The sequence below is a fragment of the Frigoribacterium sp. CG_9.8 genome, assembly GCF_015751965.1.
GTDB lineage: Bacteria > Actinomycetota > Actinomycetes > Actinomycetales > Microbacteriaceae > Lacisediminihabitans.
The window spans coordinates 71,691-86,307 of the sequence record NZ_JADOVH010000005.1 but is presented as its reverse complement, the minus strand read 5'-3'; the positions used below and the strand labels follow the sequence as shown (position 1 = coordinate 86,307).

General features: G+C 59.8%; 17 protein-coding genes, 1 tRNA gene and 2 pseudogenes. 13 read left to right on the top strand and 7 right to left on the bottom strand.

The genetic code is table 11. The annotated features are described in order from the left end of the window. Positions 1-75: 75 nt before the first annotated feature. On the bottom strand, positions 76-1,497 hold the full coding sequence (locus tag IWX88_RS11150; protein ID WP_196830338.1) for a HAMP domain-containing sensor histidine kinase: 1,422 nt from the start codon (positions 1,495-1,497) through the stop codon (positions 76-78). After that, positions 1,494-2,186 carry a response regulator transcription factor gene (locus IWX88_RS11145; RefSeq protein WP_196830335.1) on the bottom strand — a complete coding sequence of 231 codons (693 nt, stop codon included), beginning with the start codon at positions 2,184-2,186 and terminating at the stop codon, positions 1,494-1,496. Before IWX88_RS11145 ends, IWX88_RS11150 begins: the two co-directional genes overlap by 4 nt. Before the next feature lie 199 nt (positions 2,187-2,385). Between IWX88_RS11145 and IWX88_RS11140 the strand changes: the two genes are divergently transcribed. From IWX88_RS11140 to IWX88_RS14290, 5 genes are all read left to right on the top strand, one after another. Further along, positions 2,386-2,796, top strand: coding sequence for a hypothetical protein (locus IWX88_RS11140; RefSeq protein WP_196830333.1), 411 nt, complete (start codon positions 2,386-2,388; stop codon positions 2,794-2,796). Between the two features lie 209 nt (positions 2,797-3,005). Then, entirely contained in the window at positions 3,006-3,641 is a 636-nt protein-coding gene (locus IWX88_RS11135) for a phosphatase PAP2 family protein (protein ID WP_196830330.1), read from the top strand. A 324-nt stretch (positions 3,642-3,965) separates the two neighbouring features. Next, entirely contained in the window at positions 3,966-4,769 is an 804-nt protein-coding gene (locus IWX88_RS11130; RefSeq protein WP_231369203.1) for a hypothetical protein, read from the top strand. A 330-nt stretch (positions 4,770-5,099) separates the two neighbouring features. Next, entirely contained in the window at positions 5,100-5,276 is a 177-nt protein-coding gene (locus IWX88_RS11125) for a hypothetical protein (protein ID WP_196830328.1), read from the top strand. Between the two features lie 118 nt (positions 5,277-5,394). Next, positions 5,395-5,730, top strand: coding sequence for a DDE-type integrase/transposase/recombinase (locus IWX88_RS14290; protein ID WP_196830326.1), 336 nt, complete (start codon positions 5,395-5,397; stop codon positions 5,728-5,730). A gap of 217 nt (positions 5,731-5,947) precedes the next feature. Here the strand turns inward: IWX88_RS14290 and IWX88_RS11115 are convergent, their stop codons facing one another. After that, positions 5,948-6,109, bottom strand: a complete 162-nt coding sequence (locus IWX88_RS11115; RefSeq protein ID WP_196830324.1) for a hypothetical protein — start codon at positions 6,107-6,109, stop codon at positions 5,948-5,950. A 142-nt stretch (positions 6,110-6,251) separates the two neighbouring features. Between IWX88_RS11115 and IWX88_RS11110 the strand changes: the two genes are divergently transcribed. Then, entirely contained in the window at positions 6,252-6,533 is a 282-nt protein-coding gene (locus IWX88_RS11110) for a transposase (protein WP_196830643.1), read from the top strand. Beyond that, positions 6,472-6,639, top strand: a pseudogene (locus IWX88_RS11105) (IS30 family transposase); the annotation flags it as partial. The gene IWX88_RS11110 and the pseudogene IWX88_RS11105, both read left to right, overlap by 62 nt. Here the strand turns inward: IWX88_RS11105 and IWX88_RS11100 are convergent. The 3 genes and pseudogenes from IWX88_RS11100 to IWX88_RS11090 form a co-directional block, all read right to left on the bottom strand. Next, positions 6,611-7,206 (bottom strand): annotated as a pseudogene (locus tag IWX88_RS11100) (IS3 family transposase); the annotation flags it as partial. The pseudogenes IWX88_RS11105 and IWX88_RS11100 sit on opposite strands and share 29 nt — an antisense overlap. Further along, positions 7,122-8,516, bottom strand: a complete 1,395-nt coding sequence (locus IWX88_RS11095; protein WP_370568345.1) for a hypothetical protein — start codon at positions 8,514-8,516, stop codon at positions 7,122-7,124. The pseudogene IWX88_RS11100 and the gene IWX88_RS11095, both read right to left, overlap by 85 nt. 392 nt (positions 8,517-8,908) lie before the next feature. Then, positions 8,909-8,979 (bottom strand) — tRNA-Gly (locus tag IWX88_RS11090). Between the two features lie 72 nt (positions 8,980-9,051). Between IWX88_RS11090 and dcd the strand changes: the two genes are divergently transcribed. After that, positions 9,052-9,651, top strand: coding sequence for a dCTP deaminase (gene dcd, locus IWX88_RS11085; RefSeq protein ID WP_196830319.1), 600 nt, complete (start codon positions 9,052-9,054; stop codon positions 9,649-9,651). 93 nt (positions 9,652-9,744) lie between these two features. On the opposite strand, the gene idi is transcribed toward dcd, so the two are convergent. Then, the gene (gene idi, locus IWX88_RS11080) at positions 9,745-10,287 is read right to left on the bottom strand and encodes an isopentenyl-diphosphate Delta-isomerase (protein ID WP_196830317.1); all 543 of its coding nucleotides are present in this window, start codon (positions 10,285-10,287) and stop codon (positions 9,745-9,747) included. 147 nt (positions 10,288-10,434) lie between these two features. Between idi and IWX88_RS11075 the strand changes: the two genes are divergently transcribed. From IWX88_RS11075 to IWX88_RS11055, 5 genes are read left to right on the top strand one after another with little or no spacing between them, the layout of a single operon-like run. Continuing rightward, positions 10,435-11,391 carry a phytoene/squalene synthase family protein gene (locus tag IWX88_RS11075; RefSeq protein ID WP_196830315.1) on the top strand — a complete coding sequence of 319 codons (957 nt, stop codon included), beginning with the start codon at positions 10,435-10,437 and terminating at the stop codon, positions 11,389-11,391. Then, positions 11,388-12,950 (top strand): phytoene desaturase family protein, encoded by a 1,563-nt coding sequence (gene crtI, locus IWX88_RS11070; RefSeq protein ID WP_196830313.1) that lies wholly within the window; start codon positions 11,388-11,390, stop codon positions 12,948-12,950. The genes IWX88_RS11075 and crtI overlap by 4 nt, the downstream gene beginning before the upstream one ends. Next, complete coding sequence (locus IWX88_RS11065; RefSeq protein WP_196830310.1) at positions 12,950-13,306, top strand: lycopene cyclase domain-containing protein; 357 nt, start codon at positions 12,950-12,952, stop codon at positions 13,304-13,306. The genes crtI and IWX88_RS11065 overlap by 1 nt, the downstream gene beginning before the upstream one ends. Continuing rightward, positions 13,303-13,614: a lycopene cyclase domain-containing protein gene (locus IWX88_RS11060; RefSeq protein WP_196830308.1), complete on the top strand. Its 312-nt coding sequence runs from the start codon at positions 13,303-13,305 to the stop codon at positions 13,612-13,614. The genes IWX88_RS11065 and IWX88_RS11060 overlap by 4 nt, the downstream gene beginning before the upstream one ends. Beyond that, positions 13,601-14,548 carry a prenyltransferase gene (locus tag IWX88_RS11055; protein ID WP_196830306.1) on the top strand — a complete coding sequence of 316 codons (948 nt, stop codon included), beginning with the start codon at positions 13,601-13,603 and terminating at the stop codon, positions 14,546-14,548. The genes IWX88_RS11060 and IWX88_RS11055 overlap by 14 nt, the downstream gene beginning before the upstream one ends. Positions 14,549-14,617: the final 69 nt, after the last annotated feature.

Here is a 14,617-nt window from a genome sequence, read left to right as displayed (position 1 = left end):
TTTAGCGGTCTGAGTAAAATTGGAACCGGCGGCGATGGGCTCCGCTGTGTTTGCGCCACCGTGCGGGGTAGCGGGTTACCGCGCGCTTTTGGCGGGGTAGGGGAGGGAGATTGTGATGACCGCTCCGGGTTGTGTGTCGGTGCGGGCGCTGGCGACAATGGTACCGGCGTGGCGGTTGGCAATTTGTTGCGCGATGGCGAGGCCCAGACCGGTGCTGGTGTGCGCGGTCGCTCGTGAACGAGAATCATCTAGTCGGGTGAAGCGATCAAATATTCGTTCCCGATCGGTCTTAGCAATGCCGGGACCGTCGTCGGTCACGGTGATGTAAATGTTTTCCGTCTCGACGACGTGAAGCTCAACCGTTACCTCGGTTTTTGCGAAATCGGCGGCGTTATTGAGGAGATTAGCGATCATTCGTGCGAGATCTCGGGCGGAACCGGGCATTCGCACAGCGTCGAGGTGTGAGATCCGAACGGTCACTGCGGTGTTCTGTTTCACGCGGTGAGCGTGATGTAGACGACGCACTTCTTGAACCAGGACCTCATCTAGATCCACATCTGGAGCCGCGTAGTTGGTTTGGTCCTCGCTGACACGGGCCAGAAAGAGCAAATCTTCTAGAAGTTGGGTCATGTCTTCGGTTTGCGTCTGGATTGTTTGGAACACGCGTTGCGGGTCTTCGCTCTCGGGGTGTTCCAATGCCACATCGATCTGTGCACGGATGGCCGCTAAGGGACTTCGTAATTCGTGGGAGGCATCGCCGACGAAACGACGTTCCTGGTCTGCTGCTGCAGCCAAGCGGTCAAGCATGTCGTTGACTGTTCGGGCGAGCCGGCCAATCTCATCGTCTGAGGGCGGCACGGGAACTCGTTGGGTGAAGTCGCCCCGAATTTGGATAGTGCGCCTGCGAATCTGCTCTACCGGTCGTAGCGCTCGTCCTACTGCGAACCAAACCGTGCCGACCACGATGATCAACAGGATGGGCAAACCAATACCAAGCAGCAATACCAGACTCTTTGTGGCCGAATGGAGCTGCGCCAATGAGTTGGCTACATACACCCAACCTGGCCCCGAAGGAAGTTGGATAGGTTCCGCGGCGACACGAACAGTATCCGATCCATCTCCAATAGGGGCGTTATCAATTGTCAGAAGCGTTGTCTGTCGCTGCCGCGGCGGGATGTTCAAAAGCGCGCGCTCTCCGGCAAAGTTTTCGGTTGACGAAACAACTATCCCGGCACTGTTGATGATCTGGACAAGGGATCCATCGTCGCCGCTGCTGGGGATGGTGGATTTCATGCCGTTGGCTGTAATTGCGGCCGAAACATCTTCCGCGCGAGTAACCGCTGCGGTGTCGAGGTTATTTTGCAGTGAGCTATCTACTAACGCCACCAGTACGATCGCTCCAATCAACAGGGTGACGGCCAATACAATGCTTGCAGCTGCGGCCACTCGTTCGCGCACGCCGCGGCGGCGATACCGTTTCAGAAGGTTTGCTTTCATCGGCGGGCCAGGCGTTCACTCGCAAATCGGTAGCCGACCCCGCGAATAGTTTCGATGTCCTCGCGTTGGAATGGCTTATCTATTTTGCGACGCAGATACCCGATGTACACTTCCACCACGTTCGAATCGATATCGAGTTCGGCGTCCCACACATATTCGGCAATCATCCCTTTACTGACGATGCGACCCTGATTTCGCATAAGAAATTCTAATAATGCGAATTCGCGTGCCGTGAGCACAATCTGTTTCCCGCCGCGGGAACACCGAAATGTTTCCGAGTCGAGAACAAGGTTTCCCACGGCAACCGTGGTGGAGTGCTCCGCAGGAACCCGCCGAAGCAACGCCCGTAAGCGTGCCCGTAACACCACGAAAGAAAACGGTTTCGTCAGGTAATCGTCCGCTCCGAGGTCCAACGCGTTGGCCTCATCATGCTCAGTATCTTTTGCTGTGAGCATCAAAATTGGGGTCGGAGACCCCGCAGCCCGCAACCGGCGACACACTTCGTACCCCGACATCATGGGAAGCATGATGTCTAAAACGATCACATCAAACACCCCTTCAGTCGCCTCTACGAGCCCCTGTTCGCCGTCACCGGTAACCGTGACCACAAATCCGTCCGCACGCAGACCTCGGGCCACCGCATCCGAGATGACCGGATCATCCTCGACTATCAAAATTCGTTTTGCCACGGACCCACCTGCTTTTCCCTAACACGATGTGTGCACCCACGCTGGCGGCGCTGATTCGCCGATCTCGTTCGCTCAGCTTTCCACACCACCTCTGTGTTTCGACGATCTCTTTACCTATCTGGCACCTCTTATCTGGCTCTTATTTCACGGTGGCACTCTGAGAAATGTCCACCCCAACTATCGAAGGAGAACAACTCACATGTCTAAATTCGCCATCAAAACCAAAGTCGCACTCGCAATCGTGGCAACGCTCGGACTCGGCGCCCTCGGAACCACTGCCGCCATCGCAGCTGCCCCGACACCGACTCCCACAACAAGCACCACCGATACCGGTACCGGAATCCCGGCGACCGGTCCCTCCACGACAAGCGACGTGCCCGAGGCAGGCGACGTCGCCGACGCTAACAACAGCAGCGACACGAACGACGTGAACGAAAAGGCCGAGGTGAACGAAAAGGCCGAGGTGAACGAAAAGGCCGACGTCAACGACGCGACAGAGACGACAGACACCGCTGATGTTGCAGGCACACCGGATGCCGTGGACAGCACTGATACCGGCACTGGCACCACGGTACCGACCCCCCTGGCGACCGGTACCGTCACACCGTAGAAGTCCCAGCAGGTCGCCTGAAGGCGATGGGGCTCGAACCGCTGAGTGAAGAGTATGACACTGGTCCGACCGGGATGCACATTGCTCCGGTCGGACAAGTCGCCCAGGGCGATAGACATCGGAAAGAATGAATGAACACCATCACCACATCGACAATGTTGGTCCTGCCATTGCGGCGACTCTCCATGGTCAGTGCTGGGATCACACTGATGCTTATCACTCTTATCACCGGTGTGGGGGTGCGCTCATTGGGGCCGCTCACTCCAGAGATAGGGGCTCTGACATTCTTTGGACCTCGGGTACCCGCACTTGAAACTATCGCCCTGGCAATCCACTACGGGTTCGAACCTCTTAGCGCCTGCATCCTGACGGCAGGTGTTTGCCTGGTATTGCTGTTGGTATACCGAGACGTTCTCCGGGCGCTGGCGTTCGGATCAATTACCGCGGTCGGATGGGTCGCCGCCGAGGTCGGAAAATACACCATTTTCCGCCCACGTCCGCCACACGGAATCGTACACTCGGTCATTATCGAGACCGCGAACGACAGCTTTCCCAGCGGCCACACCTCTTTCGTCTTCTCCCTCGTCTGCGCCGTGGTTCTAGTTCTCACCCGACCCGGCGCAAAACGACCACTGATGATCGCAGCAGGCACAGTCCTCGTTGCCACTGTCGCTTTTTCCCGGATCTATCTTGGCCTGCACTACCCGAGCGACGTTATCGGATCCATTCTGATCAGCACCGCTGCTCTATTCATCTGGCTCCCGATCTGGAACCGATACATCCACCCAACTTTTTTACGGATCACATTTCCACCGTCGCTTTTCACGCCCACTCCACGAGGTTAATTCCTCAACCACCTTTCGTCTTTGGTGGCGGCCAGAGACCAAAGGTGCTGTACCCCTCCCACAACCGGCCGAGGGAAACGCATCTATCGGGGTGCCTTGCCAGGTTCGATTTCCTGGGTTCTCCACCAAAACAAACAGCTAAACAAGCAACGCAGACCAACCACGACCGCCCGCACCGAACATCCGAGCCCACTCGGCCAGTAAATGTTTCCCCAACCCACAAACAGGGCGATCTTTTCTGTCCGCGAGCTGAAGAGCACCGATCCAACAATCGCTTCCCCTGCAAAACTCACCTATCGTCGCTTCACACCCAAGGAGATCGTCATGACGACACCCCAGCGCATCGCACCGTTCACTGCCCGACAGATGATGAATAAAGTCCCCGAAGTCACCGCAATATTTTGGATTATCAAAGTTCTCGCGACAACAGTCGGGGAAACCGCCGCGGACTACCTCAACGTGACCCTCAACTTCGGGATGACCGGGGTAAGCCTGGTGGTGGCCGCGTTGCTATTAGCAGCACTCGCGCTCCAATTTCGGTTAAGACGGTTCGTCCCGGCAGTGTATTGGCTCGCGATTGTTCTGATCAGCGTTGTGGGAACTCTGATCACCGACAACCTAATTGGCATCGGACTACCGCTGGTGGCGACCACAATCATCTTCGCTCTTGCCTTGACCGCGACTTTCATTTTGTGGTTTCGATCCGAACGCACCCTCTCGATCCACTCGATAACAACTACCCGACGGGAAACGTATTACTGGTTGACGGTGCTTTTTACATTTGCTCTCGGGACAGCCACGGGTGACCTCCTCGCCGAGGGGCTCAAGCTTGGCTATTTCGCATCCCTGATGCTTTTCGCTGGCGCCATCGTCGCTGTCTCCATCGCGTACTTCGTCTTCTCGCTCAATGCGGTCCTTGCGTTCTGGATCGCGTACGTTCTCACCCGCCCGCTCGGAGCATCAACCGGGGACCTGCTCGCGCAATCCCCAGTCGACGGAGGCTTAGGCCTTGGAACTACCCTAACGAGCATCATTTTCCTTGCCGTGATCCTCACCCTAGTGACAGTCCTCACCGTGCGCCAACGCCTAACCAAGTCAATCCCTTCCGCTTCTCAACAGGACAAATAAAAGATTCTGACCCTTTGGGAAAATGATGAAAGGTGCCGCAAGAACAGCATGCAGGCGGGTAATGAAATCCGTGCAGACGACATCTGAAAACGACACCAGGCGACGATAACGGAGTCGGAACGGTCGGAGCTGCAACGGTTACGTAAAGAGAACGCTGATTTGAAACTTGATCGGGCGTTTCTAAAAAAACGTCCATCTTCTTCGCGTAAGCAAGCGTCGGATACGAACGGGGAGCGTTCGTCTTGATGCTGGTGGAGAAGACCAGTTTCAGCATCTCCCGGATGGCTCGATTGCTTTAGGTATCCCGTTTACGGCTACTACGCCTGGCTGTTGCGGAAGCCCTCGAAGCGCACGCTGCGTCGGGAGACGATTGAGCAAAAGGTGATGTGGTTCCGCGGCGACTCGGACGAGGTCTACTGGTCCCCGCGAATCCTTGCTGACCTCCGCGGGGATGGGGAGATCATCTCCCGCAAAACCGTCGCCTCAGCGATGAAACGCCTCGGATAGGTGGGAATCTGCCCGAGAAAGTGGAAGACGACGACGGTCATCGGTCACGAAGACGCGTACCCGGTCGATATGGTGGAACGGCAGTGGGACGCAGGCGCGCTCAACCAAGTGTGGGTCGGTGACATCACGTATCTGCGGACGTGAGAAAGCTGGGTCTTCCTGCCCACGGTCATCGACGCCCACGGTCATCGACGCCCACAGTCGTCGGGTCATCGGGTGGGCGATCGCCGACCACGTGCGCACCGATCTAATTCAGGACGCTTTGCAGATGGCGCTTGTGTTGCGCGGCGAAAAGTTGGCACCTGTCATCTTCCACTCGGACCGCGTGACCCAACACGCATCCGCCCAAATCACCGCGTTCGCTGAGGCGAATGGCATCATCATATCGATGGGATACACCGGCATTTGCTGGGATTGTGACACGATCAGCTCACCAGGCCAGGTCGCGGCTTGACCCGTGTTGGGATTGACCGCCGCTTTATTGCCAGCGTGTCCTTGCGTTGATCTGTCAGGCGTGATCGGGCCTGGTGTTTAAGGTTTCACTTGGCCAAGCTATGTTCCAAGAGGGGCCTTTCCGTGGGTGTTTGCCACTCGCGTGTGTCGTCACCGTGCTGACTGACTTCTTCTCGTGGAATTGCTTGTTAACACCTCACGAAAGGTCAGCCATGAGTTCACCCGTTCTGAAACACCCTCGAAAGACGCGATCGACGCTCCACGGCCAAGGAGTGATCCTCGGCGTAGACACTCACAAAGATGTTCACGTTGCGGCGATCCTGACGATTGCGGGGGTCCTCCTCGCCACCCGCAGCTTCGCGACGACGAGCGATGGCCATGCTGCGACACTGGTGTGGGCTCACCGCTTGAAGCGACGTGAACGCAGCAGGAATCGAATGCACCGGTTCATACGGCTCAGCGCTGATGAAGTACCTCCAGACGCAAAACGTGAAAGTGTTCGAGGTGAACTAACCAGACCGGGTGCTGCGACGCAAAGCGGGCAAGACTGACGCGGTGGACGCGGAGGCTGCAGCCCGCGCAGTTATCGCCGGACGATCACTAGCGACTCCGAAGACGGGTATCGGTGCCGCTGAAGAGCTTCGCCAAATGCGGCTGGTGAAATCATCGGCAGTGAAGGCGCGAACGACGGCCATCAACCAGCTGAAAGGGCTTGTTGTCGGTGCCGAGCCCTCCCTCCGGGACCACTCCACTGCTGCGGCAGTTCTTCCCGAAGGGCACCAACCTTTCACGATGGAACGCTGACGAGCTCGATGCCGTCGCCCAGACGCTCAACAACCGACCACGCAAAACCCTTGGCTGGAGAACACCCACAGAGGTCTGGACCGAACACCTACTATTGATCGAATGAGCCGGTGTTGCGACGACCGGTTGAATCCGCCGACGCTGCCACGGTCCGAGTGGAAGATCGCGCCGGCCTCGATCACGGTGGTTGCCGCGGCACTCTTCAACGCATTCTCGACTAGTTCGGTGCGCATGTGATCAGCGATCGACCAGCCAACAACTTTTTTCGAGTAGCAGTCGATCACGGTGGCCAGATAGATGAAGCCCTGCCAGGTGTGGATGTAGGTAATGTCGCCGACGAACTTCACCCCGGGCGGTCGGCGGTGAAGTTCCGCTTCACCAGGTCGGGCATGGATGCTGCGGCTGCGGCGTCCGTCTCGGTCGTGACCCGGAACGGGCGCGGCTGACAGGCGACAAGGTCCTCGCGGCGCATGATCTGGCGCACCAGCTCCGGGGAACACTCGGTGCCTTCCTCGGCCAGGTCGACGTGGATGCGCCGATACCCGTAGGTCCCCTCTGACGCGTCGAAGAAGTGCTGGACTCGTGCAGTCAACGCTTGCCTGCGGGCCGCGGTGGCCGATTGGGGGCGGCCCAACCAGTGGTAGAAACCAGAGGTCGATACCCCCAACCAACGGCGAGAAGGTCGTTGCCCCGGCCCGTGATGTGGATCGCCAGCAGGCGCACAATCATCTGGTTGACCTCGCTCACGACGTAGGACTCATCGTGGTCAGGAAAGTCGCCGCGGTCGTAGTGCTTCACGTTGTTGTAGTTATTCGCAATGGCACGCGCGAGTCCGATCCGGTCTCGTATGCGTTCGGGCCACAGTACGTCGAGACCATCTAGGCAGCGGTAGACGTAGGTCGCGGTTGTCTTGTGCCCGCGCTGGCTGTAGGTCGCGCGCTCGCCCGGGCGCTCGCCCAGGATGCGGCCCGCCGCTTCCATGCTCATCGACGTCGATATCACGACGTCCTCGATGAAACGCTCCTTGCGGCCAAGAACGCTCGCGCTCGGCAGGATAAATCGCTCCCACACACCGTAGTTGTCAGACCACGCCGAGAGTCCTTCGACTCCAATCTGTGTCATATGCGCGAGTGGGCGTCCCAGCTCCTTCTTTGACGGAAGCTCGGTGCGCCGCTCCCGATAGGTGCTTCTACTGATCACCTCGGTGAGTGGGTGCTCGTAGACGCGTCCGCCGTTCATTCGGGCAGCGAATCTGTCGTCGCGCAGCTTGTGCTCACGGAACGAGAGCGGTCTGCCGAACAGGAAGACTAGGAGGTTCGCAACCTTGCGCTGCTCCACGAAGTGCTCCCAGAAGGGCATGGGCCCCGAGCTGAACTTGCTCTCAATGTGGACGTTGTCGTCCACGGTCGTCTTTCGGTTGTACCCATCTTGCGCAGGCGAGTGAAACCAGCCCGCGCGGATGGCCATCGTTGCACCGCCCTGCTGCCACGTGATGCCATCATCTCGATGCAGCAGCATCGTCACCGACTGGACGCGTCCTTCTTCGTCGGTGCCACTATCGCTGCTCACCGCAGACAGACGTGACCATTCGTTCAGGCCATCGATGCGGCTCCGCATTTCTCCGATTAGAAGCGGATCGGCCAGAGCGCCATCGCGGTCACCAAGAACAGCAAGCGCAGGGCGCACCGAGCCAATCGAGGCGCGCCGACCGCCCCAGTTCTCGGAATGTCCACTCCACGCGATGTCGAAGAGCGAGATTGTGCCCTCGGGTGTTAGCAGAAGCATGTTTGTCGGCGGGGCCTGATCGTTGAACCAAGACTGGACATGACTGAACTGGGTGACGCCCGGACTCGAGAGATACGGAACTTCTACGATCGCGCCGCTGTCCCGCGTCAGCTGGAAGTTCGCGCCAACATATGGCGTGTCTTCGACGCCGTCGATCAGCAGGCCGCTCAGGCTGTCGCCGAACTCAAGACGTCTCATTCCCATAAGCAGATTCTGGCGTAAGGGGACGACACCGTGACTTGGGGTACTCCTTCTAATACGCGCTTTGGATGACCGATAACAGCCGATATGTAACGTGCGCGCGCCTGTTGGACGCAGCCCTCCGGTCCCTGACCGAAAGAGTCGCCTTCCGAGCCACAGTTGTGTTGAACCAAGTCTCATCAGTCGCGCGAATTGGACCGAAAGTCTTGAACCACATGAGAATGGTCCCAATTTATGCGAAAGCTAATACCGGCTGACGACAGGGGCAGATTTATCAACTTTCATTGGGATTTATCATCTGGACTGATAAAACACAGTTGACTGGGAACTGGCAAAAAGTGTCAGCTTCGTCGCGAAAGGTGTCACCTGCACCAAGAATTGACAAACGGAGCGAGCGACGGGAATCGAACCCGCACTACCTGCTTGGGAAGCAGGAGTTCTGCCATTGAACTACGCTCGCGCGGCCGCATCTAACACATGGTGCAGCGGCACTCATGAATACTAGCAACGACGGGTTCGGTAGGCTCTGTGCATGCTGCTCTCGGACCGCGACATCAAGCTCGAACTCGACTCCGGACGCATTCGCCTCGAACCCTACGAACCCGCGATGATCCAGCCGTCGAGCATCGACGTGCGACTCGACCGCTTCTTCAGATTGTTCGACAACCACAAGTACCCCTTTATCGACCCTGCTGAAGATCAGCCCGACCTCACCCGGCTCGTGGAGGCGGCGCCCGACCAGCCGTTCATCCTGCACCCGGGCGAGTTCGTGCTCGGCTCCACGTACGAGCTGGTGACGCTTCCGGATGACGTGGCCGCGCGTCTCGAGGGCAAGAGCTCCCTTGGACGGCTCGGCCTGCTCACCCATTCCACTGCTGGCTTCGTTGACCCGGGATTCAGCGGGCACGTGACGCTGGAGCTGTCGAACGTGGCGACGTTGCCGATCAAGCTCTGGCCTGGGATGAAGATCGGCCAGCTCTGCTTCATTCGATTGACGTCGCCGGCCGAGAAGCCCTATGGATCCGCCGAGTACTCTTCTCGTTACCAGGGGCAGCGCGGGCCGACCGCATCACGGTCTTTCCAGAACTTTCACCGCACTGACATCTTGCGCGACGAGAGCCTGTTGGACTGAGTGGGGTCTCGATACGCGCGGATGACCGCACTACTCGACCAGCGGGGGCGGTGACCGCGCTACTCGACCAGCGGGGGCGGCGACCGGCGGGGGTTACGCGCTGAGCTGTTCCAACTGCCAGCCGAGCCACGGGCTGAACGCAAACGGGGCTGCAGTGACGGCCCCGTGCAGCAGGTGTGGCTCGAGCCAGACGAACTCTGACACTTCGGCGGGGTTGGGCTGCACGACATCCGTCGTCACCGCACGGTAGACGGGACAGATCTCGTTCTCCACAATGCCGGACGCGTCGACCGCTCGGTAGCGAAAGTCGGGTAGCACGATCTGGAAGTCGGTCACGGTGATGCCGAGTTCGTGCGAGGCGCGCCGAACCATGGCATCTTCGAGCGACTCTACGGGGGACGGATGCCCGCAGAAGGAATTGGTCCAGACCCCGGGCCACGTGAGTTTGGACAGGGCACGGCGGGTCACGAGCACGCGCCCACTTGTGTCGTACACATGGCAGGAGAATGCCAGGTGCAGCGGAGTGGAAACACTGTGCACGGTCGACTTGTCGGCTTCGCCGATGGGCTCTCCCGATTCACCCAGGAGCACCACAAGTTCTGTGCCACCCTGCACGAGCACTGTGCTGCTATTCATGTGCGTCCGATATCCTAACGATGTGTTCGTCCATGATCTGAGGTGTCCTTCACAAAAGCTCAGATCGCGGGTGCCGATCATATTGAAACGTGTTTCCAGCCTAGCCGCCGTTGCGCCGGCCCCCGGTGCACCGAGCAGGATGGTGTGATGATCAGCGACAGTAAATCTCCGGATGCCGGGTCGGGTGCCGTGGCGCCGGTCGGCTCGAACCTGTACGACCGCGTCGCCGAGGAGACCGCGAGCGTCGTCATCCGTCGTTACTCCACCTCGTTCGGGTTGGCCGCGCGACTGCTGGCACCGCCCGTGCGGCGACATGTCGAGAACATCTACGCCCTGGTGCGGGTGGCGGACGAGGTGGTAGATGGAGGAGCGGCGGACGCCGGACTCGATCCGCTTGCCGTCGCGCGAGTGCTTAATGACTTCGAGCGTGACACCGAGGCCGCGCTGGACTCGGGTTACAGCACCAACTTGGTGATCCACGCCTTCGCTCGCAGCGCGCGCGCCAATGGCTTCGGTCGCGAACTCACACAGCCATTTTTCGAATCGATGCGCATGGACCTGGTTCAGACCGAGCACGATGTGGAAAGTTTTGAGACCTACGTCTACGGATCTGCAGAGGTGGTCGGCCTCATGTGTCTCGCGACCTTCGTGCAGGGGATGTCCCTCACGCCCGCGGAGGCCGCCCGCCTAGAACATGGAGCACGCAAACTCGGTGCAGCCTTTCAGAAGGTCAACTTTCTCCGCGACCTGTCGGCCGACTTCGAGACGCTCGGGCGAAGCTACTTCCCCGGTGTGAACGTCGAATCGTTCAGTGAGGCGCACAAGATCAGGCTGCTCGACGACATCGACTCAGACCTGCGCGATTCCGCCGCCGTCGTTCCCCTGCTTCCTGCCAATTCGCGTCCCGCTGTCGCGCTCGCCCAAGGGCTCTTCACCGAGCTTGCCCTGCGGCTGCGGGCGACGCCGGCCGACCGACTCGTCACCTCCCGTGTGCGCGTCCCCAACCCGGTGAAGCTGCGCATTGCTGCCGGCGCACTGGCTGGCCGCACTCCACGATCTTCACCCTCCTCAACCCGCACGACACCATCGAAAGCAGCATCATGAGTAGCATCATCGTCATCGGCGGGGGTATTGCCGGCCTGGCCTCCGCAGCCCTCCTTGCAAAAGACGGTCACGAGGTGACCCTGCTCGAGGGTCGACCCGATGTCGGCGGCCGCGCCGGTTCCTGGGAGCGCGATGGCTTCCGCTTCGACCTCGGGCCGAGCTGGTATCTGATGCCGGAGGTGTTCGATCATTTCTTCCGACTGCTCGGCACGACCGCTGATGAGCAGCTGAAATTAGTAACCCTCGATCCCGGTTACCAGGTGCTGTTCGAGGGTGTAGCCGAGCCGCTCAACATCACGGCAAGCCGAGCAGAGAACCTCGACCTGTTCGAGAGGATTGAGCCCGGATCCCGTCTGAAGATGGAGAAGTATCTCGACTCCGCGCGTGATGTGTACGAGATCGCCAAGAGACGCTTCCTCTATTCGAGCTTCGCCGACATCCGCCCGCTATTGCGCCGCGATGTGCTTTCGCGCACCGCCACCCTCTTCTCGTTGCTGCTCACGCCGCTCGCCACCTTCGTGCGGCGCCGAGTGAAGGATGCTCGCCTCCAGCAGATTCTCGGATATCCGGCCGTCTTCCTCGGCTCCTCGCCGTATATCGCTCCGAGCATGTACCACCTGATGAGCCACCTCGATCTCGAGGGCGGCGTCATGTATCCGATGGGGGGACTCACCCAGGTCATCCTGCGCATCGAGGCTGTAGCCAGGGACCAGGGAGTGACCATCATCACCGGCTCCCCGGTCACCGCGATCAACACGCGCGATGCCGTTGTCACCGGAGTCAATTTCACGGATGCCGCGGGCGCGACCCACACGCTGGCCGCCGACATCGTGATTGCCGCGGCCGATCTCCACCACACGGAGACGAAGCTGCTGCCGGTGGCGCTGCAGACCTTCCCGCAGGAGTACTGGGACAAGAAGGTCGCCGGACCGAGTGCTCTTTTGATCTACCTGGGCGTGAAGGGCGAGCTGCCGCAGCTCGAACATCACACCCTGTTCTTCGCCCGCGACTGGAAGGCGGGGTTCGACCAGATCTTTGGCGAAAACCCGTCCATTCCCGATCCGGCATCTATTTATGTCTGCAAGCCGAGTGGAATCGACCGGTCCACCGCACCCGACGGATACGAGAACCTCTTCGTACTGGTGCCCATCCCGGCAGACCCCACCATCGGCAAGGGCGATGTAGACGGCGACGGAGATACCCGCATTGAGGTCCTTGCCGACCGGGTGATTTCGCAGATCTCAGAGTGGGCTGGCATCCCGGACCTTGCCTCCCGCGTCACGCTACGCCGCACGATGGGCCCCGGTGACTTCGAGAGTGATCTCAACGCGTGGCGAGGCACCGCCCTCGGGCCGGCGCACACGCTGGCACAGAGTGCAATGTTCCGTTCCGGAAACAAAAGCAAAAAGGTCGAGGGATTGTTTTACGCCGGCGGGTCCACGATCCCCGGCATCGGTCTTCCGATGTGCCTCATCAGTGCGGAAGTCGTGCTCAAACGCATCCGCGGCGACCGCTCGACCGAACCTCTCACTGAGCCGCTGCAAAGCACCTTCTCCTGATGGGCCTGCTGTATCTGGCGGCGCTGGCGGTCGCACTCACCGGCATGGTGATTCTCGACCGCCGATTCGCACTGTTCTTCTGGCGCGATGCGAGGCGGGCGGCGATCGTGCTGGTGGTGGGCCTCGTCTTCTTCGGAGCGTGGGATCTCTCCGGAATCGGCCTAGGAATTTTCTTTCGCGGTGAAACGTCCTTCATGACCGGACTGGTCATCGCGCCGGAGTTGCCCCTGGAAGAGATCTTCTTCCTGGTGTTGCTCTGCTACCTCGCAATGAATCTGTTCGGCGCACTTTCTCGATGGCGGCGGAGGCCAGCCGTGCCGGTGACACAATCCAAATCCACGATTCCGCCCCAATGAACTATTGGCAGCTCAACGCCTTCTTCCTCGCTGCGGTGGCGGTGGTCGGATTCCTCGCGGTCGCCAAGAGCCGACGCGCGATGCCCTGGCTGGCGATCGCCGGCACCCTCGGCATCCTTCTATTGGTCACCGCGGTGTTCGATAACGTGATGATCGGCATCGGGCTGGTCGGATACGACACCACCAAGATCAGTGGTGTGTTCATCGGAATCGCGCCACTTGAAGACTTCGGATACGCTGTGGCCGCCGCTGTGCTGCTGCCGTCGGTCTGGCTGCTGCTGCCCGGGAGGCCGCGTGAGGAACCTTAAGAGCCTGTTTGTGGCGTCTCGGCCGCTGAGTTGGGTGAACACGGCCTTCCCCTTCGCCGCGGCCTACTTCATGTCGACGCGCCAGATCGACCTGGTGCTGATCGTCGGCACCATCTACTTCCTCATTCCCTACAATCTGGCGATGTACGGCATCAATGACGTGTTCGACTACGAGTCGGATCTGCACAATCCACGCAAGGGTGGACTCGAGGGCGCGCTGCTCGACCCGAGTGTGCATCGCCTCACGCTGCTGGCGGTCGTCATCTTCAATGTGCCGTTCTTGGTTTTCTTCATCGTGGTGGGCAGCCCGCTGTCGTGGGTGGTTCTCGCTCTCAGCATCTTTGCGGTGATCGCCTATTCGGTGCCCGGTCTGCGCTTCAAAGAGCGCCCACTTCTCGATTCGCTCACCTCGAGTACTCACTTCGTCTCGCCGGCCGTATTCGGCTTCGTGCTTGCGGGAGCCGGTTTCACGCCTGCGCTGTGGGCACTGTTGGCCGCGTTCTTCCTCTGGGGTGTCGCCTCCCACGCATTCGGTGCGGTGCAGGACATCGGGGCCGATCGTGAGGGAGGTATTGCATCCATCGCCACGGTGATCGGAGGGCGGACGACTGTGCGACTGGCCTTCTCGGCCTATCTGCTCGCGGGCATCCTGCTGCTCTTCACCCGCTTTCCCGGTGCGTTCGCGGCAATTCTGGTGCTGCCGTATGCGCTCACCGTGCTGCCCTACTGGAACATCACGGATGTCAACGCCGCCAACGCGAACCGGGGCTGGAAGCTGTTCCTGTTTATCAATTTCACCGTCGGGTTTCTCGTGACGATGCTGCTCATCTGGTACGGCACGCTCACGGCGGGCTGCGGATCCGCCTCATTCGGCTGGTTCGCCTACGCGCCGCTCAGCAACACTGGGCCCATGCCGTTCCAGTACTGCGGCTGAGCTTGCCGCGCCGCAGCATCCGTATTGCGAGTCGGGCCGGCGCGACGCCGCGTATCCCCCGCCGACAGG

What these genes read in the sequence shown, in the direction of transcription:
- IWX88_RS11150 (WP_196830338.1), bottom strand. Translation starts at nt 1,497, where the DNA reads ATGAAAGCAAACCTTCTGAAACGGTATCGCCGCCGCGGCGTGCGCGAA.
- IWX88_RS11140 (WP_196830333.1), top strand. Translation starts at nt 2,386, where the DNA reads ATGTCTAAATTCGCCATCAAAACCAAAGTCGCACTCGCAATCGTGGCA.
- IWX88_RS11135 (WP_196830330.1), top strand. Translation starts at nt 3,006, where the DNA reads ATGCTTATCACTCTTATCACCGGTGTGGGGGTGCGCTCATTGGGGCCG.
- IWX88_RS11130 (WP_231369203.1), top strand. Translation starts at nt 3,966, where the DNA reads ATGACGACACCCCAGCGCATCGCACCGTTCACTGCCCGACAGATGATG.
- IWX88_RS11115 (WP_196830324.1), bottom strand. Translation starts at nt 6,109, where the DNA reads ATGGCCATCGCTCGTCGTCGCGAAGCTGCGGGTGGCGAGGAGGACCCC.
- IWX88_RS11095 (WP_370568345.1), bottom strand. Translation starts at nt 8,516, where the DNA reads ATGAGACGTCTTGAGTTCGGCGACAGCCTGAGCGGCCTGCTGATCGAC.
- dcd (WP_196830319.1), top strand. Translation starts at nt 9,052, where the DNA reads ATGCTGCTCTCGGACCGCGACATCAAGCTCGAACTCGACTCCGGACGC.
- idi (WP_196830317.1), bottom strand. Translation starts at nt 10,287, where the DNA reads ATGAATAGCAGCACAGTGCTCGTGCAGGGTGGCACAGAACTTGTGGTG.
- IWX88_RS11075 (WP_196830315.1), top strand. Translation starts at nt 10,435, where the DNA reads ATGATCAGCGACAGTAAATCTCCGGATGCCGGGTCGGGTGCCGTGGCG.
- crtI (WP_196830313.1), top strand. Translation starts at nt 11,388, where the DNA reads ATGAGTAGCATCATCGTCATCGGCGGGGGTATTGCCGGCCTGGCCTCC.
- IWX88_RS11065 (WP_196830310.1), top strand. Translation starts at nt 12,950, where the DNA reads ATGGGCCTGCTGTATCTGGCGGCGCTGGCGGTCGCACTCACCGGCATG.
- IWX88_RS11060 (WP_196830308.1), top strand. Translation starts at nt 13,303, where the DNA reads ATGAACTATTGGCAGCTCAACGCCTTCTTCCTCGCTGCGGTGGCGGTG.